The 22,583-nt window shown below is 70.6% G+C and carries 22 protein-coding genes; 13 read left to right on the top strand and 9 right to left on the bottom strand.

Translation table 11 applies throughout. From position 1 onward, the window contains the following. Positions 1-95: 95 nt before the first annotated feature. Together AB8A24_RS02000 and AB8A24_RS01995 are read right to left on the bottom strand one after the other, a co-directional pair. Positions 96-668: a hypothetical protein gene (locus tag AB8A24_RS02000; protein WP_328962614.1), complete on the bottom strand. Its 573-nt coding sequence runs from the start codon at positions 666-668 to the stop codon at positions 96-98. Positions 669-777: 109 nt separating this feature from the next. Next, positions 778-1,551 (bottom strand): bifunctional DNA primase/polymerase, encoded by a 774-nt coding sequence (locus AB8A24_RS01995; RefSeq protein ID WP_369474390.1) that lies wholly within the window; start codon positions 1,549-1,551, stop codon positions 778-780. 396 nt (positions 1,552-1,947) lie between these two features. On the opposite strand from AB8A24_RS01995, the gene AB8A24_RS01990 reads away from it, so the two are divergent. Together AB8A24_RS01990 and AB8A24_RS01985 are read left to right on the top strand one after the other, a co-directional pair. Continuing rightward, positions 1,948-3,504, top strand: a complete 1,557-nt coding sequence (locus tag AB8A24_RS01990; protein WP_328962612.1) for a PP2C family protein-serine/threonine phosphatase — start codon at positions 1,948-1,950, stop codon at positions 3,502-3,504. A gap of 120 nt (positions 3,505-3,624) precedes the next feature. After that, entirely contained in the window at positions 3,625-5,091 is a 1,467-nt protein-coding gene (locus AB8A24_RS01985) for an aminopeptidase P family protein (protein WP_328962611.1), read from the top strand. A gap of 123 nt (positions 5,092-5,214) precedes the next feature. On the opposite strand, the gene AB8A24_RS01980 is transcribed toward AB8A24_RS01985, so the two are convergent. After that, positions 5,215-5,658, bottom strand: a complete 444-nt coding sequence (locus AB8A24_RS01980; RefSeq protein ID WP_109779343.1) for an ATP-binding protein — start codon at positions 5,656-5,658, stop codon at positions 5,215-5,217. A 209-nt stretch (positions 5,659-5,867) separates the two neighbouring features. Between AB8A24_RS01980 and AB8A24_RS01975 the strand changes: the two genes are divergently transcribed. From AB8A24_RS01975 to AB8A24_RS01935, 9 genes are all read left to right on the top strand, one after another. Next, on the top strand, positions 5,868-6,710 hold the full coding sequence (locus AB8A24_RS01975) for a hypothetical protein (RefSeq protein WP_328962610.1): 843 nt from the start codon (positions 5,868-5,870) through the stop codon (positions 6,708-6,710). Between the two features lie 108 nt (positions 6,711-6,818). After that, positions 6,819-7,544 carry a YcnI family protein gene (locus AB8A24_RS01970; RefSeq protein WP_328962609.1) on the top strand — a complete coding sequence of 242 codons (726 nt, stop codon included), beginning with the start codon at positions 6,819-6,821 and terminating at the stop codon, positions 7,542-7,544. A gap of 69 nt (positions 7,545-7,613) precedes the next feature. Next, positions 7,614-8,267, top strand: a complete 654-nt coding sequence (locus AB8A24_RS01965; RefSeq protein WP_369474386.1) for an SCO family protein — start codon at positions 7,614-7,616, stop codon at positions 8,265-8,267. After that, positions 8,264-8,743, top strand: coding sequence for a copper chaperone PCu(A)C (locus AB8A24_RS01960; RefSeq protein ID WP_328962607.1), 480 nt, complete (start codon positions 8,264-8,266; stop codon positions 8,741-8,743). The genes AB8A24_RS01965 and AB8A24_RS01960 overlap by 4 nt, the downstream gene beginning before the upstream one ends. Before the next feature lie 22 nt (positions 8,744-8,765). Continuing rightward, on the top strand, positions 8,766-10,847 hold the full coding sequence (locus AB8A24_RS01955) for a copper resistance CopC/CopD family protein (RefSeq protein ID WP_369474384.1): 2,082 nt from the start codon (positions 8,766-8,768) through the stop codon (positions 10,845-10,847). A 5-nt stretch (positions 10,848-10,852) separates the two neighbouring features. Beyond that, on the top strand, positions 10,853-12,130 hold the full coding sequence (gene efeB / locus AB8A24_RS01950; RefSeq protein ID WP_369474382.1) for an iron uptake transporter deferrochelatase/peroxidase subunit: 1,278 nt from the start codon (positions 10,853-10,855) through the stop codon (positions 12,128-12,130). Positions 12,131-12,172: 42 nt separating this feature from the next. Next, positions 12,173-13,108: a prephenate dehydratase gene (gene pheA / locus AB8A24_RS01945; protein WP_030713748.1), complete on the top strand. Its 936-nt coding sequence runs from the start codon at positions 12,173-12,175 to the stop codon at positions 13,106-13,108. A gap of 527 nt (positions 13,109-13,635) precedes the next feature. Beyond that, entirely contained in the window at positions 13,636-14,913 is a 1,278-nt protein-coding gene (gene serS, locus AB8A24_RS01940) for a serine--tRNA ligase (RefSeq protein ID WP_328962604.1), read from the top strand. Then, the gene (locus AB8A24_RS01935) at positions 14,910-15,722 is read left to right on the top strand and encodes an HAD family hydrolase (protein ID WP_030713758.1); all 813 of its coding nucleotides are present in this window, start codon (positions 14,910-14,912) and stop codon (positions 15,720-15,722) included. Before serS ends, AB8A24_RS01935 begins: the two co-directional genes overlap by 4 nt. Before the next feature lie 139 nt (positions 15,723-15,861). On the opposite strand, the gene AB8A24_RS01930 is transcribed toward AB8A24_RS01935, so the two are convergent. Further along, positions 15,862-16,404, bottom strand: a complete 543-nt coding sequence (locus tag AB8A24_RS01930; RefSeq protein WP_328962603.1) for a hypothetical protein — start codon at positions 16,402-16,404, stop codon at positions 15,862-15,864. 165 nt (positions 16,405-16,569) lie between these two features. Between AB8A24_RS01930 and AB8A24_RS01925 the strand changes: the two genes are divergently transcribed. After that, on the top strand, positions 16,570-17,565 hold the full coding sequence (locus tag AB8A24_RS01925; protein WP_328962602.1) for a histidine kinase: 996 nt from the start codon (positions 16,570-16,572) through the stop codon (positions 17,563-17,565). 10 nt (positions 17,566-17,575) lie between these two features. After that, positions 17,576-18,244 carry a response regulator transcription factor gene (locus AB8A24_RS01920; protein ID WP_328962601.1) on the top strand — a complete coding sequence of 223 codons (669 nt, stop codon included), beginning with the start codon at positions 17,576-17,578 and terminating at the stop codon, positions 18,242-18,244. Between the two features lie 15 nt (positions 18,245-18,259). Here the strand turns inward: AB8A24_RS01920 and AB8A24_RS01915 are convergent, their stop codons facing one another. The 5 genes from AB8A24_RS01915 to AB8A24_RS01895 form a co-directional block, all read right to left on the bottom strand. Continuing rightward, a complete protein-coding gene (locus AB8A24_RS01915; RefSeq protein WP_266383273.1) occupies positions 18,260-18,895 on the bottom strand; it encodes a rhomboid-like protein in 636 nt (211 codons plus the stop codon). A gap of 83 nt (positions 18,896-18,978) precedes the next feature. Further along, positions 18,979-19,698: an ABC transporter permease subunit gene (locus AB8A24_RS01910; protein ID WP_328962600.1), complete on the bottom strand. Its 720-nt coding sequence runs from the start codon at positions 19,696-19,698 to the stop codon at positions 18,979-18,981. A gap of 15 nt (positions 19,699-19,713) precedes the next feature. Then, on the bottom strand, positions 19,714-20,625 hold the full coding sequence (locus AB8A24_RS01905) for an ABC transporter ATP-binding protein (protein WP_369474378.1): 912 nt from the start codon (positions 20,623-20,625) through the stop codon (positions 19,714-19,716). Beyond that, complete coding sequence (locus tag AB8A24_RS01900) at positions 20,622-21,509, bottom strand: ABC transporter permease (RefSeq protein WP_266383266.1); 888 nt, start codon at positions 21,507-21,509, stop codon at positions 20,622-20,624. The genes AB8A24_RS01905 and AB8A24_RS01900 overlap by 4 nt, the downstream gene beginning before the upstream one ends. Next, a complete protein-coding gene (locus AB8A24_RS01895) occupies positions 21,499-22,488 on the bottom strand; it encodes an ABC transporter ATP-binding protein (protein ID WP_030713789.1) in 990 nt (329 codons plus the stop codon). Before AB8A24_RS01895 ends, AB8A24_RS01900 begins: the two co-directional genes overlap by 11 nt. Positions 22,489-22,583: the final 95 nt, after the last annotated feature.

Raw genomic sequence — 22,583 nt, 5'->3', positions numbered from 1 at the left:
TTGCGTACAGGCGATCTCTTGTTACCGTTCTTGTAGCCCGGTCGCTGGTGCATCCCCCGTCGCCAGCGACCGGGCCCTTGATTTTCCGGGTCCGATCAACGATCACCCGGTGCCGGTGAGTTGCTCCCGGACCTCAAGAGCAGTTCCCCTTCATCATCCGGAACTGCAAACTCCGCTACGGCCGAGTAACTCTCCGGGCCGCCGGCCGAAGCCTCCTTCGGCGTCTCGCACAAACCCGGTTCGTCACCCGCGCCCACCGCGCACCGGATCTGGACCGTGCGCCCGGCCGGACCCATCACCGTCAGCACCGCGTCCAGGGCGCGACCACTTGTGTTCCGGTAGTAACTCCGGCCCCACGTCTGACCTTCACCGACCAACACACAGGTTTGTGCTTCCACCCCGTGCGGCGAGGACAGCTCGGGGCCGCAGCTGGAATCCGTACGGGGCTGCTCGGCCGGACCGGGCTGCTGCGGGTCGGCCGTGGGCGCCGAGCGCGCGGGCGCGGCGGGGGATGTGCGGGAAGAGTCCGAAAGGCCGAGCGCCGAGAGCAGGCCGCCGCCTTTCCCGTCATCCTGACCGGCAAAGTCCGGCCCGGCGATCGCGCCGGCGAGCGGGAGCGACAAGATGATCAACACACCGGTGCCGATACCGATCAGACGGAGATTCATTCGCCGAACATAGCGAGGAGGGAATGGGGCGCGGAGATCCCCGCGCCCAATTCCCTTGGAAACTCGTCCCGCTGACACCCGTACGAGTGATCCTCACAGGCCCCGCAGGTCAGTACGCGAGCCTGCTGCCGCCACCGGGCGCGCCGCTGCTGGCCTCGACCAGCGCGTCCACGACCGCCTCGATCTCGGGCAGCCAGAGGCCTCCCGCCGGCGCCTGCGGCACCTGTGCATGCGCCTGCGCCCGCGCCGAACGTGCCCGCGGCTGCCGCGCCGTCGACTGCGCGCGCGGCTCCCGTTCCCAGCGCACCTGACCACCGCTGGACGCGGCGGAGGGCGGCAGCAACAGGTAGCCGCCCTCACCGTGGAAGCGCAGGGAGGAGGGCACGTGATCCTTCGCGTACAGGAGTTCGCCGAGCCGCTCCAGGGAGTAGGGCTCCACCAGCAACGCCCAGCGGGTGGGCGTGGCAACGACCGGACCGAGCCGCATGCCCTGCGCGTCCAGTCGTACGAGGGCGCGCGCGGCCGCGCCGGCCGGCAGGCTCACCGCGCACGGGGCGGTCCCGCCGGTGGCCATCAGGACGGGGGCGGTGGGCCGGTTGGTCCACCACCAGGCCACCATCCGGGGGTCGGTGGTGGCGGCGAGCAGTCCGGGGTCGAAGGGGTGCGCGCCGGGGACGGCGCAGTCGGGGTCGGGGCAGGCACATCGCTTGCCGTCGGAGCCGGACCGGCCGACGCCGGGCAGGACGGGCCACTGCCAGGTGGTGGCGCAGACGAGCGCCGCGTCGAGGAGAGCCGATGAGCCGTCGCTCTGTACCGGGTCGGGGCGCAGGAATTGAAAGCGATCGCGGAGCCGCTGGAGACGCCTTCCGAGGATCTCGCGCATGTGCGCTCGTTCCTTTCCGTTGAACGCCGAGGGCCACATCACACCATGTAACCGGTGTCTCACCACACGTACAGGTTTCGCGTCACTGTCCGCCAGAAGCAGGTTCACACGGTTCGTGCAGTTTCTTACAGGTCCATCAAACGTCCCGCGGAGGTGGAGCGCGACCCGCGCCGGCCACCGGGACCGGCGGCCGCCGCTAAGGACGACGGCCCGCGCCGGGTGGTTCCCGGCGGCGCCAACTGGCCCCGTGCATCAACGAGTACGTACCCGAGCCCCCTGCGGAGCCCGCTCAGTCGATCGCAAAAACCGACCGCTTCCCGCTTTTTCCGGCCAAGTTCTAGCCTTGGCTCGACCGTGAGTTGCGGCCCCACGGACACCAGGATTCCCACCTGGGCAATGCTGGACATGCATCCATGTGTGCGTGTAGATGTGGATTCCTTGATGGCGGCGCAGCACGATCTGGGGGTTTGCGATGCTATTTGGCGAATCGCACCAGGTGGAAAGGCGGACGCCATGAGCGCCCCGCATCTGCCGAAAGTGGCTGGAATCGATCCAGCAGTAACGGCGTCGCCGCACACTGCGGCGCCCACGCCCGCCCGGACCACCCCTGTACCGGCACCTCCGCCCGGCGGCCCGGGCAGTGTCATCCAGGACCGGCTGGCGGGCATGGTCTCGGACCTCACCACCCTCCACGAACTCACCGAACGCCTCGCTCGCACCAGTGACCTCGATACTTCGCTGCGCGAGTTCCTGCGCGCCGGAGCCACGCTCGTCGGTGCCCGCCGCGGTCTGATCGTCCTGGAGCCCTCCGACGGACTCGGCCCGACCAGCACGATCGGCCTCGGGCTCGGCCACGCGGAGCTCGGCCACATCGAGACCGTGCCGCGCAGCGCCACCTCCTACGGGCGGATCCTCGACGGTCTGCCCGACGCCCAGGGCGGCTCCGAATTCCTTCCCGAGCCGGGCGCACCCCCCGGAACCGGGGGTTTCGCCGCCCCCGTGGACCCCCGCCACCGTGAGGTCGCCGCCCGCCTCGGCTACGCCGCGAGCTACTCGCTCCCCCTCACCGCCGAGGCCACCGGCCGGCTCGGCGCGGCCGTCTGGCTCTACGACGAGCAGGCCGAGCCGAGCGACCGCCAGCGCGACCTCGTCGGGCTGTACGTGCGACACGCCGCCGAGCACCTGGCCCGGATGCTGGAGGTGGAGCGCTCCCGCTCGCACCTGGCCACCGTCTCCGAGGAACTGCTGCCGAGCCGGCTCCCCCGGATCCCCGGGGTACAACTCGCGGCCCGCCACCACACCGGGCCGCTCGGCGGCGGCGACTGGTACGACGCCCTGCCGCTGCCCGAGGGCGCCCTGGGCCTGGCCGTCGGCTCCGTCACCGGCTCCGGGCCGAGCGCCGTCGCCGCGATGGGGCGGCTGCGCGCATCACTGCGCGCCTACGCCGTCATGGAGGGCGAGGACCCGGTGGCGGTCCTGTCCGACCTGGAACTGCTGCTGCGCCTCACCGAGCCCGCCCGCTCCGCCACCGCGCTCTTCGCCTACTGCGAACCCGCCGGGGGGCCGCAGTCCGCCGGCCAGGGCAGCAAGATCATCCTGGCCGGAGCCGGGCACACCCCGCCCCTGCTGATCGGCGAGCACCGCACCGAGTACGTGGAGACCTCGCTCTCCGCGCCCCTGGGGATGCTGTCCTGCTGGGAGGCACCGAGCATGGAGATCGAACCCGCACCCGGAGAAACGGTGCTTCTCTACACCGACGGGCTGCTGCACCACACGGGCGACCCGATGGACCGGGCCTACGCCCGGCTGCACGCCGCGGCCGCGGGGGCCCCCCGCAGCGTCCGCGAGGACCCGGCCGCCCTGTGCGAGCACATCCTGCGGACCGTCCTGCCCGGCGGGAACCCGACCGACGCCCCCGAGGACATCGTGCTGCTCGCGGCCCGGTTCGAATGAGGCCCGGAGCATGTTCCGAATCGTGACGGACGGCACGATTCGGAACAGCTCTCTCCCGTACACGCATACGATGGATGCGGTCCACACCCAGGTCCGTACCGTCGTAGCTGAGGAGAAGACGTGGCTGACGAGCTCACCCCGGAGACCCCGGAAGAAGAGCAGCCCAAGAAGACGCACAAGCAGCGCAAGAACGGTCTGTACCCGGGCGTCAGCGACGAACTCGCGGAGAACATGCGCAGCGGCTGGGCCGACACCGAGCTGCACGGGCTGGAGCCCATCGCCCAGGCCGCGCACACCCTCGCCCGCCGTGACGCGCTGTCCCGGCGCTTCCCCGGTGAGCGTCTCGTCATCCCCGCGGGCCGCCTGAAGACCCGCTCGAACGACACCGAGTACCCCTTCCGCGCCTCGACCGAGTACGCGTACCTCACCGGCGACCAGACCGAGAACGGCGTCCTGGTCCTGGAGCCCACCGGCCCGGCCGGGCACATCGCCACCATCTACCTGCTGCCGCGCTCCGACCGGGAGAACGGCGAGTTCTGGCTGTCCGGCCAGGGCGAGCTGTGGGTCGGCCGCCGCCACTCCCTCGCCGAGGCCGAGCAGCTCCTGGGCATCCCCGCGAAGGACGTCCGCGAGCTCGCCGAGGCCCTCACCGAGGCCGAGGGCCCCGTCCGCGCGGTGCGCGGCCACGACTCGGTGATCGAGTCCGCCCTCACCGACAAGGTGACCAAGGAGCGCGACGAGGAACTGCGCGTCTACCTCTCCGAGGCCCGCGCCGTGAAGGACACGTTCGAGATCGGTGAGCTGCAGAAGGCCGTCGATTCCACCGTCCGCGGCTTCGAGGACGTCGTGAAGGTCCTCGACAAGGCCGAGGCCACCTCCGAGCGCTACATCGAGGGCACCTTCTTCCTGCGCGCCCGCGTCGAGGGCAACGACATCGGCTACGGCTCCATCTGCGCCGCCGGCCCGCACGCCTGCACCCTGCACTGGGTCCGCAACGACGGCGACGTCCGCTCCGGCGACCTCCTGCTGCTCGACGCCGGCGTCGAGACCCACACCCTCTACACCGCCGACGTCACCCGCACCCTGCCGATCAACGGCACGTACACCGACATCCAACGCAAGATCTACGACGCCGTGTACGACTCCCAGGAAGCCGGCATCGCCGCGGTGAAACCGGGTGCGAAGTTCCGCGACTTCCACGACGCCTCCCAGCACGTGCTAGCCGAGAAGCTCGTCGAATGGGGCCTGCTGGAGGGCCCGGTCGAGCGGGTCCTGGAGCTGGGCCTGCAGCGCCGCTGGACCCTGCACGGCACCGGCCACATGCTCGGCATGGACGTCCACGACTGCGCCGCCGCCCGCCGCGAGGCGTATGTGGACGGCACCCTGGAGCCGGGCATGTGCCTCACCGTCGAGCCGGGCCTCTACTTCCAGGCCGACGACCTCACGGTGCCCGAGGAATACCGCGGCATCGGCGTCCGCATCGAGGACGACATCCTCGTCACCGAGGACGGCAACCGGAACCTGTCCAAGGGCCTGCCCCGCACCTCGACCGACGTCGAGGCCTGGATGGCACGCCTGAAGGGCTGAGGCCTCCGCGTTGCGCACGGATGGGCGGGATTCCTCCACGGGGTCCCGCCCGTCGGCGTTCCCGGGACCGCCGGGGCGCCAAGACATCGAGGTCGCCCAGAACATCCAGGGCGCCTACGACACCTACGACACCTTCAGGAGCGCGTCGTCGCGCCACTTCAGCATCTTGTCGAAGCTCACCACCGCACCGCGGCCCGGCCGGTTGCGGAAGCGGACGTGGTCGGCGAGTTCGGCGATCAGGTGCAGGCCCCGGCCGTGTTCGGCCAGGGAGGGTCTGCGGCGGGCCACCGTCGCGGGCGGAAACCCCGGACCGGAATCGGTCACCTCGATGCGGCAGCAATCCCCGTCCAGATAGGCCGTGACGTGGTACGCCTCGGTATCGTCCGGGATTTCGCCACCCCCGCCGTGCTCCACCGCGTTCGCACACGCCTCGCTCAGCGCCACCGAGAGATCGAAGGAGATGTCCGGGTCCACCCCCGCGGTCTCCATCGTCCCCAGCAGCAGTCGCCTGGCGAGCGGCACGCTCGCGGCTTCGCGCCTCAAGTGGAGAGACCACCAGATGCTCATACGGTTACGTATTGCCGCCCGCGAGGGGGCGTAAGCGCCCTGCGACCGTCCGAGACCTCAATACGCCCGTCCGGCCGACGCGGCTCTCCCGGGGAACGGTGTATGCGGCCGCCCGCGGTGGGCCCGGACGCCCTCGCACAGAGGACTCATGCGGACCTTCCGGACCTGCCGTATGAAGGGCCTGAGCGCAGTGCGATGATGGCCCGGCCATGTCTGACCCCCACGCGACGCACGCCGGAGCCGGCCTCCGGCTGATCCGGGCCGCGGTGTTCACCGCGGTCTGTGTCGTGCTGTCCGCGATCGGGCACGCCCTGGCGTCCTGCGCCACCGTGCCCTGGTGGTCTCTGTGCCTCGGCTTCCTCGCCGTCTTCGCGGTCGCCGCCCTGCTCGCGGGCCGTCGGCGGACGCTGCCCGGCATCGTCGCCGGGCTCACCGTCGGACAACTCGGCCTGCACGCCATGTTCGGCCTCGGTCAGCACAGCGCCGCGGCCGCGCAGGCTCCGGCAGGCACCGCCGACGCCTCGCTCGCCGAACTCGCCGCACGGCTGGTGTGCGGGGGCAACTCCGTACCGCTCAGCCCGGCCGACGCCCGGCAGATCCTGGAAGCCGCGGGCCTGGACCCGGCCGCCCTGGCCGAGCAGACGGCACAGGCCGCGCAAGCCGGGCAGGCCGTGACACAGGGACACGAAGCGCACGCGCACGTGGCACAGGCCGTCACCATGGCACCCGCGACCGGCCTGTTCAGCCCGGCCATGCTGGCCGGTCACCTGCTGGCCGCACTCGCCGCGGGCTGGCTGCTCGGTCGCGGCGACGCCGCGCTCTTCCGGCTGGTCGAGTTGTCCCGTCGCTCCGCCGAAGCCGCCCCGATACGCCCGCTGCGCGCCGCGCTCGCCCTCGTACGCGCCCTCGGCACCGGGCTGCAGGTCTCGGCCCCCCGCACCCCGCAGGACCTGCGGACCGGGTCCGACCCCGCCCGCTGCACGGGGCGGGAAGCACTCCAGCACACGGTGATCCGGCGCGGCCCACCCGTGGCGTTCGCCCTCGCAGCCTGACGCGGCACCCTCCTTCCCGGACACAGAGCGGGATACCGGTGCCGCGAACTCCGTGCGCGCCCGTGCGCGGAGCAACCGTCACCACTGCTTCCGTGGAGTGTTCCTGCCATGAAGACCTCTCGCGTCTCCATCGCCGCCGCCATCGCCGCCGGTTCCGTCCTCCTCCTCTCCGGCCCGGCCTTCGCCCACGTCGGCGTGCAGCCCGCCGGTGAGGCGGCCAAGGGCGGCTACGCGACGATCAACTTCAAGGTTCCCAACGAGCGGGACAACGCGTCGACCACCCAGCTGGAGGTCAACTTCCCGATCGACCAGCCGCTCAGCTCCGTCATGCCGCAGGACGTTCCCGGCTGGACCGTGAAGGTCGAGACGAGCGACCTCGACAAGCCGCTCACCGTGCACGGCAAGCAGATCACCAAGGCGGTCACCAAGGTGACCTGGTCCGGCGGCAAGATCGAGCCCGGCAAGTTCCAGCAGTTCCCGCTCTCCGTCGGCAAGCTGCCCGAGAACGTCGACCAGATGGTCTTCAAGTCGATCCAGACCTACGACAACGGCGAGGTCGTCCGCTGGATCGAGGAGGCCAAGGAAGGCGCCGCGGAGCCGCAGAACCCCGCGCCCGTCCTCAAGCTGACCGCCCCCAAGGGCGACGACCACCACGACAGCGGTGCGAAGGCCGACGAGCCGAAGAACGCCGACAAGGACGCCGAGCACGGCCACGACAAGGCCGCCGCCGAACACGGCTCCGACACCACCGCGCGCGTCCTCGGCGTCGCCGGCATCGTCGTCGGGCTCGGCGGTGTCGCCTTCGGCATCGCCTCGCGCCGCCGCTCCGCCTGACCTGCCGCGCCCGATGGGCGCTGCCACTCCGATACGTCCGTAGCACCCCGATCCCAGGGACATTTCTTCATGCGCACCACACGTGTGACGGTCGCCGCGCTGCTCGCGGCGGCCGTACTCACCCTCACCGCCTGCGGGGGTGAGTCCGCCAAGCCCGGCGGGGTCACCCAGATCGCCGGCGGCCAGAGCAACACCAAGGCCGCGACCGTGCTGGACCGCCCCTTCGGCAAGCCCGAGCTCGTCCTCACGGACACCACCGGCAAGCCGTGGAACCTGCGCGAGCGGACCAAGGGCAAGCCCACCCTCATCTACTTCGGCTACACCAGCTGCCCCGACGTGTGCCCGCTGACGATGAGCAACATCGCCGTCGCCAAGAAGGCACTCCCCAAGGCCGACCAGGACAACCTCCAGGTCGTCTTCGTCACCACGGACCCCGAGAGGGACACTCCCGAGGCCCTCGGCGCGTGGCTCAAGGGGCAGGACCCCGCCTTCGTCGGACTCACCGGGGACTTCGCGAGCATCCAGGCCGCCGCCCGCACGCTCGGCATCGGTATCGAGGCCGCGAAGAAGGAGGCCAACGGCGACGTCATCTCCATGCACGGCGCCCAGGTCATCGCGTTCTCGCCCAAGACCGACGAGGGCTACGTCCTCTACGGCGAGGGCACCACCGTCGACGACTACACCAAGGACCTGCCGAAGCTCATCAAGGGGGAGAACCCGTGAACGCCCGCACCACCCGCACCCTGGCCGCCGCCCTCTCCCTGACGGCAATGCTCGCCATATCCGGCTGCTCGGGCGAGGCCGAGCCGAAGATGACCGTCAGCGGCGCCTTCATGCCCGAGCCCGTGAACGACAAGATGGCCGGCGGGTTCCTGGTCGTCAAGAACGGCTCCGAGACCGCCGACAAGCTCACCGGCGCCACCTCCTCGCTCTCCGACGATCTTCAGATCCACGAGACCAAGGACCAGAAGATGCAGCAGGTCCAGTCGATGGACGTGCCGGCGAACGGCGAGCTCCGGCTGGAGCGCGGCGGCAACCACATCATGTTCATGGGGCTCAAGAGCACTCCCAAGGTCGGTGACAAGGTCAGCGTCGAGCTCCACTTCGAGAAGGCCGGTCCGGTCAAGGTCGAGCTGGACGTGAAGGACCGGACGTACAACGCCCAGGCTCCGACCACCACGTCCGGCAACCACCACTGACGGACCGAGGAGCTCACACGCCATGACGGCCACCGCCCCCGCCCCCTCCACGGCCCGCGCCCGTGTCACGGCATTCCTGCCGCGGCTCGCGCTGGTCCTCGCAACCCTGCTGGCAACCCTGTTCACCGCGGCCGCACCGGCCACGGCGCACGCCGCACTCACCGCGAGCGACCCCACGGACGGGGCGGTGGTCGCCACGGCCCCCGCCCAGGTCACACTCTCCTTCTCGGAGCAGGTCGCCATGGGCGACGACTCGATCCGCGTCCTGGATCCCCAGGGCACACGCGTGGACACCGGCGAGCTGCGGGACATGTGCAGCGGGAACACCGTCCGCTACGGCACCGCGCTGCACACCGGGCTGCCGAACGGCACCTACACCGTCGCCTGGCAAGCCGTCTCGGCCGACAGCCATCCGATCTCGGGCGCCTTCACCTTCTCCATCGGCGCGCCCTCGGCCACCGATGTCTCCTTGCCCACTGCGCAGGCCGGCGGTGGCCCCGTCGGTATCGCCTACGGGATCGCCCGCTACGCCGCCTACGCCGGGTTCACCGTCCTCGTGGGCGGCGCCGCCTTCATCCTGTTGTGCTGGCGCCGGGGCGCCGCCGAACGGCCGCTCCAGAAGCTCGTCGTGCGTGCCTGGGTCACCCTGACCGCGGCCACCCTCGCCATGCTGGTGCTGCGGACCCCGTACACCGGGTCCGGGAGCTTCTCCGACGTGTTCGACCTCAACGGGCTCCGGGCCGTCCTGGAGACCAAGACCGGGGCCTCGCTCGTCTCCAGGCTGCTCCTGCTGGGGGCTGCCGCCCTGTTCGTCGCGGTCCTCTTCGGCGTCTACGCACGCCGTGTGGCGGGCCTCGGACCCGATGAGGCCGACCGGGCCGAGGCGGAGGCCGGCGGGTCCGACCAGGCCGACGGGGCCGATGAGGTGGATCCGGCCGATGAGGCCGACCGGCCGGACGACACCAGCGATCTCACCTTCGGGTTGGCCATCGGCGGAGCCGTCGTGGCCGGCGGTATCGCCGCCACCTGGGCCCTCTCCGAGCACGCCTCCACCGGTATCCAGCCCGGTATCGCCATGCCCGCGGACATCCTGCACCTGATGGCCGTCGCCACGTGGCTCGGCGGTCTCGCCGCGCTGCTCGTCGCCCTCCACAAGGTCCCCGGGATCGAGCGCGCGGCCGTCCGGCGCTTCTCCCGGGTCGCGTTCGTCAGTGTCCTGGTGCTCGCCGTCACCGGCGTCTACCAGTCCTGGCGGCAGCTCGGCAGCTGGTCCGCCCTCACCGGCACCGACTACGGGCAGCTGCTGCTCCTCAAGGTCGGCCTGGTCGCCGTCCTCCTCGGCATCGCCTACGTGTCCCGCAAGTGGACGGCGCGGCTCGCCGAGGCCCCGACGGATGCCGAGGCCGCCCTCGCATCCGTCGCGGCCGTCGGGCAGACGGCCGACGATGTTTCACGTGAAACAGCCCCGGGTGCCACCTCCGAAGGCTCCGGTGTTTCACGTGAAACAGAGCCCGTGGCCGTCCCCGCGGACCCGGAGCGGGCCGCCCAGCTCGCCCGGCAGCGGGCCGCTCGCGAGAGCGCGCTGGAGAAGCGGGTGCGGGACGCCGACCCGGACCGCGCCGGCCTGCGCCGCTCCGTCCTCGCCGAAGCGGCCATCGCCGTGATCCTGCTCGCCGTCACCACCGTGCTCACCAGTACCGAACCCGGGCGGACCGTGGAGCGGGAGGCGGGCCGCGGTTCCACCGCCACAGCCGTCCCCGACCGAGCCGTCAAGATCACCCTGCCCTTCGACACCGGTGGCCCGAACGGCAAGGGGTCCGTCCGGCTCGAACTCGACCCGGGACGGGTCGGCGCGAACACCCTGCACCTGTGGTCCGAATCCGCCGACGGCACCCCCTTCGACCTCCCCGAGATCAAGGTCGCGTTCACTCTTCCCGCCAAGGACGTCGGCCCCCTGCCGCTCGTCCCCGAGCGGGCCGCCCCCGGACACTGGACCGCCTCCGGCGTCCAGCTGCCGCTCGCGGGTGAATGGCGCATCGACGTGACCGTCCGTACCTCCGACATCGACCAGACCACCGTCCAGAAGACTGTGAAGATCGGCTGACCAGCGTGACCGAGACCAACCCCGACATCGAGATCTCCCGGCGCCGGCTGCTGGGTACCGTCGGCGCCGCAGGCGCCGTCGGGATCGCCCTCGGCACCACAGGCGGCGCCTTGGCGCACTCCGTGCTGGACGACTCCGGGAGCGGCTCCGCCCGCGGAGCGGCCGGCAGTCTGGCGTCCCTCGGCGCCACCCAGGTGGCCTTCGACGGGGACCACCAGGCCGGCATCACCACCCCGCTGCAGGCCAAGGGGCACCTCGTCGCCTTCGACCTCACCTCCGGGGCGGGCCGTACGGAGGCCGCCGCGCTGCTGCGGCGCTGGTCCGACACCGCCCGGCGGTTGATGGCGGGCGAGACCGCCGCGACCTCCGACAGCGGGATCGCGCTGGACGCGGGTCCGTCCTCCCTCACCGTCACCTTCGGCTTCGGCCACTCCTTCTTCGAGCGCACCGGCCTGTCGGCACGCCGTCCCGCGGCCCTCGACCCGCTGCCGGACTTCTCCTCGGACCGGCTGGACGCCCAGCGCAGCAACGGCGACCTGTGGGTCCAGATCGGCGCCGACGACGGCCTCGTCGCCTTCCACGCGCTGCGCGCCCTGCAGAAGGACGCCGGGGAGGCCGCCCGCGTCCGCTGGCAGATGAACGGCTTCAACCGGTCTCCGGGCGCCACCGGCACCCCGATGACCGCCCGCAACCTGATGGGCCAGATCGACGGCACCGGCAACCCGAAGCGTTCGGAGCCCGACTTCGACAAGCGGATCTTCGTGCCCGGCACCGGCCCCGGGCCCGCCGAGCACGCCTGGATGGCCGGCGGCTCGTACGCCGTCGTCCGGCGCATCCGCATGCTCCTCGACGACTGGGACAAGCAGTCCCTCGCGCAGCAGGAGCAGGTCATCGGGCGTACGAAGGCCACCGGCGCCCCGCTGACCGGGGGCGGCGAGACCACCGAAATGGCGCTCGACAAGATCGGCTCCGACGGGAAGCCCGTCATCCCGTCCAACGCGCACGCGCGGATCTCCGCCCCCGAGCAGAACGGCGGGGCCGCCATGCTGAGGCGGCCCTTCTCCTTCCACGACGGGATCGGCCCCGACGGCGCTCCCGACGCCGGGCTCCTCTTCGTCTGCTGGCAGGCCGATCCGCTGCGCGGGTTCGTACCCGTTCAGCGCAAGCTCGATCGCGGCGACGCGCTGTCGCAGTTCATCCGGCACGAGTCCAGCGGCCTGTACGCGGTTCCGCCCGGTCCCCGCAGCGGCGAGTACGTGGGGCAGCGGCTGCTCGAAGGATGAACAGCAACCCGGCGGGCAGCACCCCGGCATTAGGCTGATCGCATGTCAGCCACCCGCTTCACGTATCTCGGTCCCGAGGGCACCTTCACCGAGGCCGCTCTGCGCACCCTGCCGGAAGCCGCGACCCGGGAACTCGTCCCGATGGTGTCGGTCCCGGCCGCCCTGGACGCCGTGCGCAACGGCGAGGCGGCCGCCGCCCTCGTCCCGATCGAGAACTCGGTGGAGGGCGGGGTCACCGCCACCCTCGACGAGCTGGCCTCGGGCGAACCGCTGATGATCTACCGCGAGGTGCTGCTGCCCATCACCTTCGCGCTGCTCGTGCGGCCCGGAACCGCCCTGTCGGACGTCAAGACCGTCACCGGGCACCCGGTCGCCCAGCCGCAGGTGCGGAACTGGCTGCGGGCGAACCTGCCCGACGCGGTGTGGGAGTCGGCCGCCTCGAACGCCGACGGCGCCCGGCTGGTCCAGGAGGGCCGCTTCGACGCCGCCTTCGCGGGTGAGTTCGCCGCGGCCACCTACGGACTCGTTCCGCTGGTGACCGAGATCCACGACGCGGAGAACGCCGAGACCCGTTTCGTCCTGGTCGGACGCCCCGCCCGGCCGGCCGCTCCGACCGGCGCGGACAAGACCTCCGTCGTGCTGTGGCTCGGCGACGACCACCCCGGTGCGCTGCTGGAGCTCCTTCAGGAGTTCGCGGTCCGTGGGGTGAACCTGATGCTGATCCAGTCCCGTCCGACCGGACAGGGCATCGGCAACTACTGCTTCGCCGTCGACGCCGAGGGGCACATCTCCGACCGGCGGGTCAGCGAGGCGCTCATGGGCCTCAAGCGGACCTGCCCCCAGGTCCGCTTCCTCGGTTCCTACCCTCGCGCCGGTGTCGCTCAGAGTGATGTCCGGGCTCCTCGACCCGGGACCTCCGACGGTGACTTCACCGCCGCCTCCGACTGGCTGGGGCGTTGCCTCGACGGGCGGGCCTAGGACCGGCGTCCACTGTCCACAGAGTTATCCACAGGCGGAGTTGGGGACCTGGGGACAAGTCGACAGAACGATGCGACAAGGTCGACAAATCGCCCGAGTGGCTCAGGTTTCGCTCTGGGGAGCGGGAGGTGAACGGTGTCACCTCCGCATCGCCGATCAACTCTTTGGGGCGAGTCATTCCCACCCGAATGAGTGTGTGAGGGTGGTTTGAACCCTGATTCGTCCCGGCCATCCACCGATCAGGAATGATCTATTCCTGTGTCCACAGAGGCAGCACACAGCCTGTGGATAAGATGCGGACCACGGCAATTCCTGTGGACAAGAAGCCCCTACGGCCCTGCTCAGGGCCCGCCCGACCGCCGGCATTCTGCCCCTTTTCGGGGAATGGGACCGCTTTTATTGACGCTCCGAGAAGGACCACTTCCGGTCAGCCGTCAAGACTTATCCATTCGTTGCAATTAGGACATAGCGACACGCAGCGTGATATCGATGTGATCCCGGGAAGCCCCGCCCGGTAGCCTGGAGGGGTGATTGACCTCCGGCTGCTCCGTGAAGACCCTGACCGTGTCCGCGCCTCGCAGCGCGCCCGTGGAGAGGACGTCGAACTCGTCGACGCGCTGCTCTCCGCCGACGAGCGCCGCAGGTCCTCCGGCATGCGCTTCGACGAACTGCGCAATGAGCAGAGGTCCCTCGGCAAGCTCATCCCCAAGGCCTCCCCCGAGGAGCGGGCCGAGCTGCTGAAGAGGGCCGAGCTGCTCAAGCAGGACGTCAAGGCCGCCGAGGCCGAGCAGAACGAGGCCGACGAAGCCGCCAAGCAGCTCCTCCTCCAGCTCGGCAACATCGTCCACGAGGACGTCCCGGTCGGCGGCGAAGAGGACTTCACCGTCCTGGAGACCCACGGCACCATCCGCGACTTCGGCGCCGAGGGCTTCGAGCCCAAGGACCACCTGGAGCTCGGCGAACTGCTGGGCGCCATCGACGTGGAGCGGGGCGCCAAGGTCTCCGGCTCGCGCTTCTACTACCTGACCGGTGTGGGCGCCCTGCTGGAGCTGGCGCTGGTCAACGCGGCCATCGCCCAGGCCACCGAGGCCGGCTTCATCCCGATGCTGACCCCGGCGCTGGTCCGCCCGCGGGCCATGGAGGGCACCGGCTTCCTCGGCCAGGCCGCGGAGAACGTGTACCACCTGGAGAAGGACGACTTCTACCTGGTCGGCACCTCCGAGGTCCCCCTCGCCGCGTACCACATGGACGAAATCATCGACGCCGACAAGCTGCCGCTGCGGTACGCCGGCTTCTCCCCGTGCTTCCGCCGCGAGGCCGGTACGTACGGCAAGGACACCCGCGGCATCTTCCGCGTCCACCAGTTCGACAAGGTCGAGATGTTCTCGTACGTCGCGCCGGAGGAAGCCGAAGCCGAGCACCAGCGGCTCCTGGAATGGGAGAAGCAGTGGCTGACCGCTCTGGAGCTGCCGTTCCAGGTGATCGACGTCGCCACCGGTGACCTGGGGTCCTCCGCCTCGCGCAAGTTCGACTGCGAGGCGTGGATCCCCACCCAGGGCAAGTACCGCGAGCTGACCTCGGCCTCGAACTGCGACAGCTTCCAGGCCCGCCGCCTGTCGATCCGCTACCGCGACGGCAAGAAGACCCAGCCGCTGTCCACGCTGAACGGCACGCTGTGCGCCGTACCGCGCACGATCGTCGCGATCCTCGAGAACCACCAGCAGGCCGACGGTTCGGTACGGGTGCCGCAGGTACTCCGTCCCTACCTCGGTGGCCGCGAGGTCCTGGAGCCGATCACCAAGTGAGCCCGGCCCCGTTCCCGTACAAACTCGTCGCGACCGATCTCGACGGCACGCTGCTGCGTGGCGACGACACCGTCTCGGAACGCACCCGTGAAGCGCTCGCCGCGGCCACCGCGGCGGGCGCGGCGCACATCATCGTCACCGGTCGGGCCGTGCCCTGGACCCGGCACGTACTGGACGATCTCGGCTACAAGGGGATCGCCGTGTGCGGGCAGGGCGCGCAGGTCTACGACGCGGGTGCGCACCGGCTGCTGACCTCGGTGACCCTGGACCGGCAGCTGGCCGGTCTGGCGCTGTCGAAGCTGGAGGCCGAGGTCGGCCCGCTGGCCCTGGCGGCCAGCCGGGACGGGGTGGACGGCGAGGTCCTGTTCGGGCCGGGGTACCAGGTGCAGGAAGGCCTCCCGGCCCTCTACCTGGAGGATGCCAAGGCGCTCTGGGCGGCTCCGCTGAACAAGCTCTACATCCAGCACCCGGAGCTGGACGACGACGCTCTCGTCAAGGTGGCCCGGGAAACGGTGGGCAGCCTGGTCGACATCGTCATGGCGGGTCCCGGCATCGTCGAGATCCTGCCGTTGGGTCTGACCAAGGCCACGGGCCTGTCGCTGGCCGCGCGCCGGCTGAAGGTGAAGGCGGCGGAGACGATCGCCTTTGGTGACATGCCCAACGACATCCCGATGTTCGGCTGGGCCGCGCACGGGGTGGCGATGGCCAATGCCCATGCCGAGCTCAAGGCCGTGGCCGACGAGGTGACGACCTCCAACGAGGAGGACGGCATCGCGGTGGTGCTGGAGCGTCTGTTGGGCGCCGCGTAACGCGCACGACGTAGGAGAGAGGTCCGGGACAGCCCGCGCCGCGAGGCGCGCTCGAAGTGGCTGACCCGGACCTTTTGTTGCTCCCCGCACCACTCACTCTGCACCGGCCGCAGGTCCCTTACCAGCGAATTTCCGTGCATCAGCCGTGGATCCGGCGGCGGCGCCAGTAGGCGACGGTGAGCACGCCGAGCAAGGGACCCCAGAGCAACAGGGGTATGTAGGACAGGTCGAAGATCCGGAGGGCGAGCCCGGTGGGCGCATCGGGATTCGCGGCGTTGACCTCGCTCCACGTCCAGGCGCCGAGGACCGTGATGGCGGTGACCGCGATCGCGCCGAGCGCCGCGGGAACCACCGCCGCCAGGGGGTGGATCCGGCGGCCACCCAGCACGGGAATCCAGCCGGGCAGCTCTTCGCCCCAGCGCTGGACCAGCCCGAGGCTCAGCAGGCCCAGGCACTCCTGCAGGACGCAGACGAAGACGAGGACCAAGGACTCCCGGCCCGGGTAGTACGAGTGGTGCAGATCGCTGCCCGGTCCCCAGCCCATGGGAATGCCGACCGCGATCGCGAGCCGCCACACGCAGCTGGGAAGCACGGTCAGCGAGGTGAGCTGGGCGAGCCGGCGAAGCCATGGGGAGACTCCGGGCACGGTGTGTGAAGCGCGAACGGTGGCGTGCGAGGTCATCTGCCAAGTCCTTTTCAGAAGGCGCTGGTTGATGACTCCAGCCTGGTCGACCGATGCCTTGGCGACCATCCGCCGATCGGCAGGCCGGTGGGCCCCATGACGGTCCCTGCGGCTCTGCCGATCGGCAGATGGCCGGTACCCGGGGTGCGCTCGTAGGGTCGGTGCATGTCCCTCGACCTTCGCGCCTCGTACGCCCCGTTACTCGCCCTTGCCGGCGTCGTCGGCCTCCTCGGGGGGTTCCTGGGGGCGCCCCCGGCGTGGTTGCTGGTCTGGGTGGGTCTGCTGTTGCCGCTGCTGGCCCTGGTGGCCCGCTGGTCCCCGGTGCGTGCGGGAGCCGGCGCGGCCGTGCCGGGCGTGGCGGCCGTCGCGCTGTGGCCGGTACCGCTGATGTGGGGGGCGGCGTCGTGGCTGGAGGTCTGCGGGGCAGCGGCGTTCTGGGCCGTGCCCGCGCTCGGGGCCCTGGCGGCCGGGGGCCATCTACGCCGTCAGGCGAGCCGGATGCGCCAGGCCGTCCGGGACGGCCGACGGGACCAGCAGCTGGAACTGGCCCGGGATCTGCACGACTTCGTGGCGCACGACGTGAGCGCCATCGTCGTGCAGGCCCAGGCGGCCAGGTTCGTGGCGGACAAGGACCCCGAGCAGGCGGTCCGTGCGCTGGAGCGGATCGAGGCGGCGGGGCTCGGCGCGCTCGCCTCGATGGACCGGACGGTACACGCGCTGCGGGAGGCGGCCGGTGCGCGGTCCGCCTCCGTCCCGGGGACCTCGGAGCTGCCCGGGCTGGTGGAGCGGTTCGAGGGCGGGGTACTGGACGCCGATCCGGCGGCGGTCCGGGAGTTGTCGCGGGAGGCGGACACCACCGCGTACCGGGTGGCCGTGGAGGCTTTGACGAACGTACGCCGGCACGCGCCCGGGGCGGTGGTCGTACGGGTGCGCCTGCACCGGGCCGCGGAGGGGATCGAGCTGAGCGTGGCCAACTCGGCGCCGGCCCGGGGCGCGGGGGGACTGCTGGGACTGGGGCTGCGGCGGCGGAGCGGAACGGGGCTGGCCGGTCTGCGCGGCAGGGTGGAGGCGGCGGGCGGGACGCTGCGGGCCGGCGCGAGCGCCGACGGCGGGTGGCGGGTTTGCGCCGTCTTCCCGGCCCAGGGGCGCACCCTCGGGTGATCATGGCGGCGTGACCACACGCATCCTGATAGCCGATGACCAAGATGACATCCGCAGCGGTTTCCGGCTGATCCTGGACTCACAGCCGGACATGACCGTGGTGGGGGAGGCCGCGGACGGGGAGAGCGCGGTGGCGCTGGCCCGGGAACTGCGGCCCGACGTGGTGCTCGCGGACATCCGGATGCCGCGGCTCGACGGGCTGGAGGTGACCCGGCTGCTGGCGCCGCAGACGCGGGTGGTGGTGGTGACCACCTTCGACCTGGACGAGTACGTGCACACCGCGCTCCGCAACGGCGCCTGCGGCTTTCTACTGAAGCGGTCCGGGCCGGCGTTGCTGATCGAGGGTGTCCGGGCGGCGATGGCGGGGGACACACTGATCAGTCCGCAGATCACGGTGCGGCTGCTGAGCCGGCTGGCGCAGGCGGGTCCGGTCGCCCGACCCGCGGCGCATCCGCTGACGGAGCGGGAGGTGGAGATCGTGCGTCTGGTGGCGCGGGGGCTCACCAACGCCGAGATCGGCGCCGAGCTGTTCATCACCGCGGGTACGGCAAAGACCCACATCGCGAACGTCCAGGCCAAGCTGGGGGCCCGCAACCGGGTGGGAATCGCCGCGTGGGCCTGGGAGCACGGCGTCGCCGAACCGGATTCGGCGACGGACCCGCACGACAGCCGCCGTTAAGGGGTGTCTTGCCGGTCATGTTTCACGTGAAACGACGTTGCGGGTGAGTGGCCAGGAGAGCAGACCGACGGAGAGCGCGATCGCGTGGCCGAGGTCCGTGAAGGTGCCACCGGTGACCAGGGGCATCCCGAAGAAGGCGACCGCTCCGGCGAGGTAGAGCCATCTCCAGGGGCCGGGGAGCCGGTAGGTGAGGACGCCGATGGAGGCCGCGAGGCCGTAGCTGACGCCGATGTCTACGACGTGGGTCATGCTGTGCGGGGCCCGGTGGTCCTGGATGGCCGTCAGGAGGATCTTCTGGCTGACCAGGGTGGCGACGACGTGGGCGGTCGCGACGATCAGGAGCCAGCGCAAGGTGCCGAGCCAGCGTTCGACGGGGGCGTGGAACACCTCGAAGAGCACGGCGTAAAGGGCGAGCGAGGCCGGGTTCACGATCCAGAAGGCACTGCTGACGAGCGCCCGGACGGGGTATTTGACGAGCTGGTTGATGTTGCTGCTGTTGCGGTGCAGCAGGACGCTGTCGACCTGGTCGGGTGCGATCGCGACGATGACGCTGGTGACGGCGATGATCAGAAGCCAGATGTGCGTTCCGGGCGAGGAGCGTATCCAGGACCGCAGTGGCCTGGACGGCTCCGGCTCGGTGTGCGCGACCATGCACCGATGATGCCGCGCGAATCTGTGCCCCGCCCGGCCGGTGGGCCGGGCGGGGCACAGATTCGTGTGCGGTGCGGCGGGGACTACTCCTCGCCCGCCAGGGTGAGGCGGCGGAGCTTCTGGCCCGCGTAGACAGTGGCGGCGACGGTGACCGCGCAGAGCAGGATCACGGCGGTGGGCAGGCCGACGGTGGCGTCGACGTACCCGTTCCCGGCGACCTTCTCGGCGACGGACAGGGCCCACTGCTGGACGCTGAGGGTCTTGGCTCCGGAAACCAGGCTGCCGAAGAGCGACTCCCAGATCAGGGCGTAGACCAGGCCGAAGACCACCGCGTGCCGGCTGACGGTGCCGAGCAGCAGGAACAGCGCGCTGTAGGCGATCGAGGCCACGAGGGCGGCGATCGTGTAGGCGACGGCGATCTGCTGACCGTTTCCGTTGAGGATGAATCCGGCGATCAGGGTGGGGATCGCGGAGAAGACCATCGTGACGGAGATCGCCACGATCAGCTTGGTCATGATGATCTTCGGACGCTTCACCGGCTTGGCGAGCAGGTAGACGATGGAGCCGTCGTCGATCTCGGGACCGATGGCTCCGGTACCGGCGATGACGCCGATCAGCGGAACCATGGTGGCGAGGGCGAAGCCGCCGAGGAGGTCGGCCGCGACCTTGTCGTCCACGCCGACGAAGCCACGGACGACGAGGGCGATGACGATCAACAGGGCGGGCAGCGCGAAGAGGATCAGCGCGCGGCGCCGGCCGAGCAGGGCCCGGTAGGTGAGCCGGGCAACGGTGGGTTCGTACATGGGTGCCAGCTCCTTTCAGGCCGCGACGAGGTAGGAGAAGACCGACTCGAGGGACTCGTCGGAGGGCGAGACCGTCAGCAGCCGGATGCCGTGCTCCCGGGCCACGCGGGGCAGCAGCTCGGTGAAGCGGCCGAAGTCGACGGCCTGGATGCGCAGCGCGCCTTCCTTGAGGTCGACCTCGATGCCGGCGGTGGAGGGATCGGCGATCAGGGCCGCGGCGAGGACCCGGTCGTCGGAGGAGCGGATGAGGTACCGGTGCGGGCGGTCCGTCATCAGGCGGCGGATCTTGCGGAAGTCGCCGGAGGCGGCGTGCCGGCCGGCCACGACCACCTCGATGTGCGAGGCGAGTTGCTCGACCTCCTCCAGGATGTGGGAGGAGAACAGGACGGTGCGTCCCGCGTCGCCCATGCGCCGCAGCAGGTCCATGAGCTGCATGCGCTGGCGCGGGTCCATGCCGTTGAACGGCTCGTCGAGGAGCAGGACGGCCGGGTCGTGGACGAGGGCCGAGGCCATCTTCACGCGCTGGCGCATGCCCTTGGAGTACGTGGCGATCTTGCGGTCCTGGGCGTACTCCATCTCGACGGTGGCGAGCGCCCGCTGGGCGGCCGTGTCGTCGAGGCCGGGGAGTTCGGCGTTGGCGACGACGAACTCCCGGCCCGTGAGGAAGTCGTACATGGCCTCGCGCTCGGGCACGACACCGATCTGCTTGTAGACCTGCTCGTTCTGCCAGATCGGCGCACCGTCGAGGGTGACGGTGCCCGTGGAGGGAGCGAGGAATCCGCCCATCATGTTAATGAGGGTGGACTTCCCGGCGCCGTTGGGACCCAGGAGCCCGGTGACGCCGGGGCCGATGCTCATGGTCACGTCGTTGACGGCGACGACGTTCCCGAACCAGCGGGAGGTGTGGTCGATGTGGATGGTGGTCACAGCCCGGCCTTCCGGTAGCGGGCCATCAGGGCGGCGTAGGAGCCGACGATGAGGCCGAGGGCGACGAGCAGGTAGACGACGCCGGTGCCGGCCGAGGGACCCTCGCCGCCGGGGAAGGCGGAGGTCGCGCCCAGGAACGCGGTCTGTACGCCGTCGATGAGGGTGATCGGGGAGAACAGGCCCATCCACTCGATGGCTTCGGTGTTCCCGGTGCTGTAGGAGATCCCCTGGACCGCGGTCACCGCGCCGAACGGGATCAGGAGCACCGCGATGATCGCGGCGACGCCGAACCCGCGGCGCGGGGTGAGCGCGGCCATGACCAGGCCGAGGCCCGCGAAGAGCAGCGACAGCAGCAGAACCGACACGAGTCCCTGCCCGAATCCTTCTGTCTGGTGGCCGAAGTCGAACTTCGCCAGGAGCGAGCCGATCCACATGATCAGCAGCGGGGTCGCGGTGAGGATGAACAGGGCCGAAGCCATGGCCGCGTACTTGGCCACGACGTAGTCGACGCGCTCGATGGGCCGCGAGAAGTAGAGCGGAACGGTCTTGAAGCGCAGGTCGCGCGAGACGGACTGCGGCGCCTGCGACGCGAGGAAGAGGCCGATGATCACCTGGGTGGTCAGGGCGTACGTCGTGTACTTGATCGGCAGGTCGGTGGAGCCGGGCACCGCGATGGCGACCGCGACGATGATCAGCGCGGGTACGCACATCACCGCGAAGAGGAGCATCGGCAGGACCTTGGACTTGGCGGAGCGGCCGAGTCCGAAGGCGCCGCGCAGGGACTGCGAGAACAGCGACTTGCGGGCGTAGGCGCGGCCGAGCCGGGGTCCGTCGTAGGACCGGTAGCCGATGTTGTGGATCTGGGTGGAGGTGTCAGGCGCCATCGGAACCGGCTCCCTTCTGCTGGACGGTGGGCGAGGGCTGGTCGTTGTCGCGGAAGACCTCCGCGATGTGGTGACGGCGCTGCTCCATGCGGACCAGGCCGATGCCCAGGTCGGCGACGGTGTCGCGGACGGTGTCGTAGGTCTCCTCGCCGGTGGCCTCGACGAGGAGGATGTGGCCGGCTCCGGGCAGGCCCTGCTCCTCGCCGATGTGCAGGGTGACGCCGGCCTCGGTGAGCGCCTTGCGCAGGGCGGCGGTGCCGTCCGGGTGCGTGTCGGAGTCGGTGACCTCGACCGCGAGGGTCGTGGTGATCTGGGTGAAGTCGCTGGTGGAGCTGGAGCGCAGCAGCTTGCCGCCGTCGACGACGACCACGTGGTCGCAGGTCCGCTCCAGCTCGCCGAGGAGGTGGGAGGTGACCAGGACGGAGATGCCGAAGTCGGTGTAGATCCGGCGGATCAGGCCGAGCATCTCGTCGCGGCCGACCGGGTCCAGGCCGTTGGTGGGCTCGTCGAGGAGCACCAGCTGGGGGTCGTGGACGAGGGCCTGGGCGAGCTTGACGCGCTGCTTCATGCCGGTGGAGTAGCCGCCGATGGGGCGGTAGCGCTCCTCGTACAGCCCGACGTGGCGCAGGGTGTCGGCGGTGCGCTCGCGGGCCGCGGTCGGTGGCAGCCCGGACATGCGCGCCATGTGGACGACGAACTCGGTGGCCGAGACGTCGGGTGGCAGGCAGTCGTGCTCGGGCATGTAGCCGACGCGTTCACGGATGGCGCTGCCATGCGTGTGGACGTCGAGGCCGAGCACGGCGGCGCTGCCCTCGGTGGCGGGGGACAGTCCCAGCAGAATCTTGATCAGCGTGGACTTGCCGGCTCCGTTGGCACCAACGAGGCCGGTCACACCAGGCCCGATGTCCAGGGAGAGCCGGTCGAGGGCGGTCACTCGGGGGTACCGCTTGCTCAGGCTTTCGGTCGCGATGACAGTCACGGGTTCGACGTTAGTGGCGTAGCTCTCGTGAAACGTCAGACCTGGAGCTGGATCCGGTCTCAGCCTTCAGGCGTACATGCCCGTACTGGAGGCTG

Source organism: Streptomyces sp. BF23-19 (assembly GCF_041106355.1).
Classification (GTDB): domain Bacteria; phylum Actinomycetota; class Actinomycetes; order Streptomycetales; family Streptomycetaceae; genus Streptomyces; species Streptomyces virginiae_A.
This window is presented reverse-complemented; position numbering and strand designations above follow the sequence as displayed.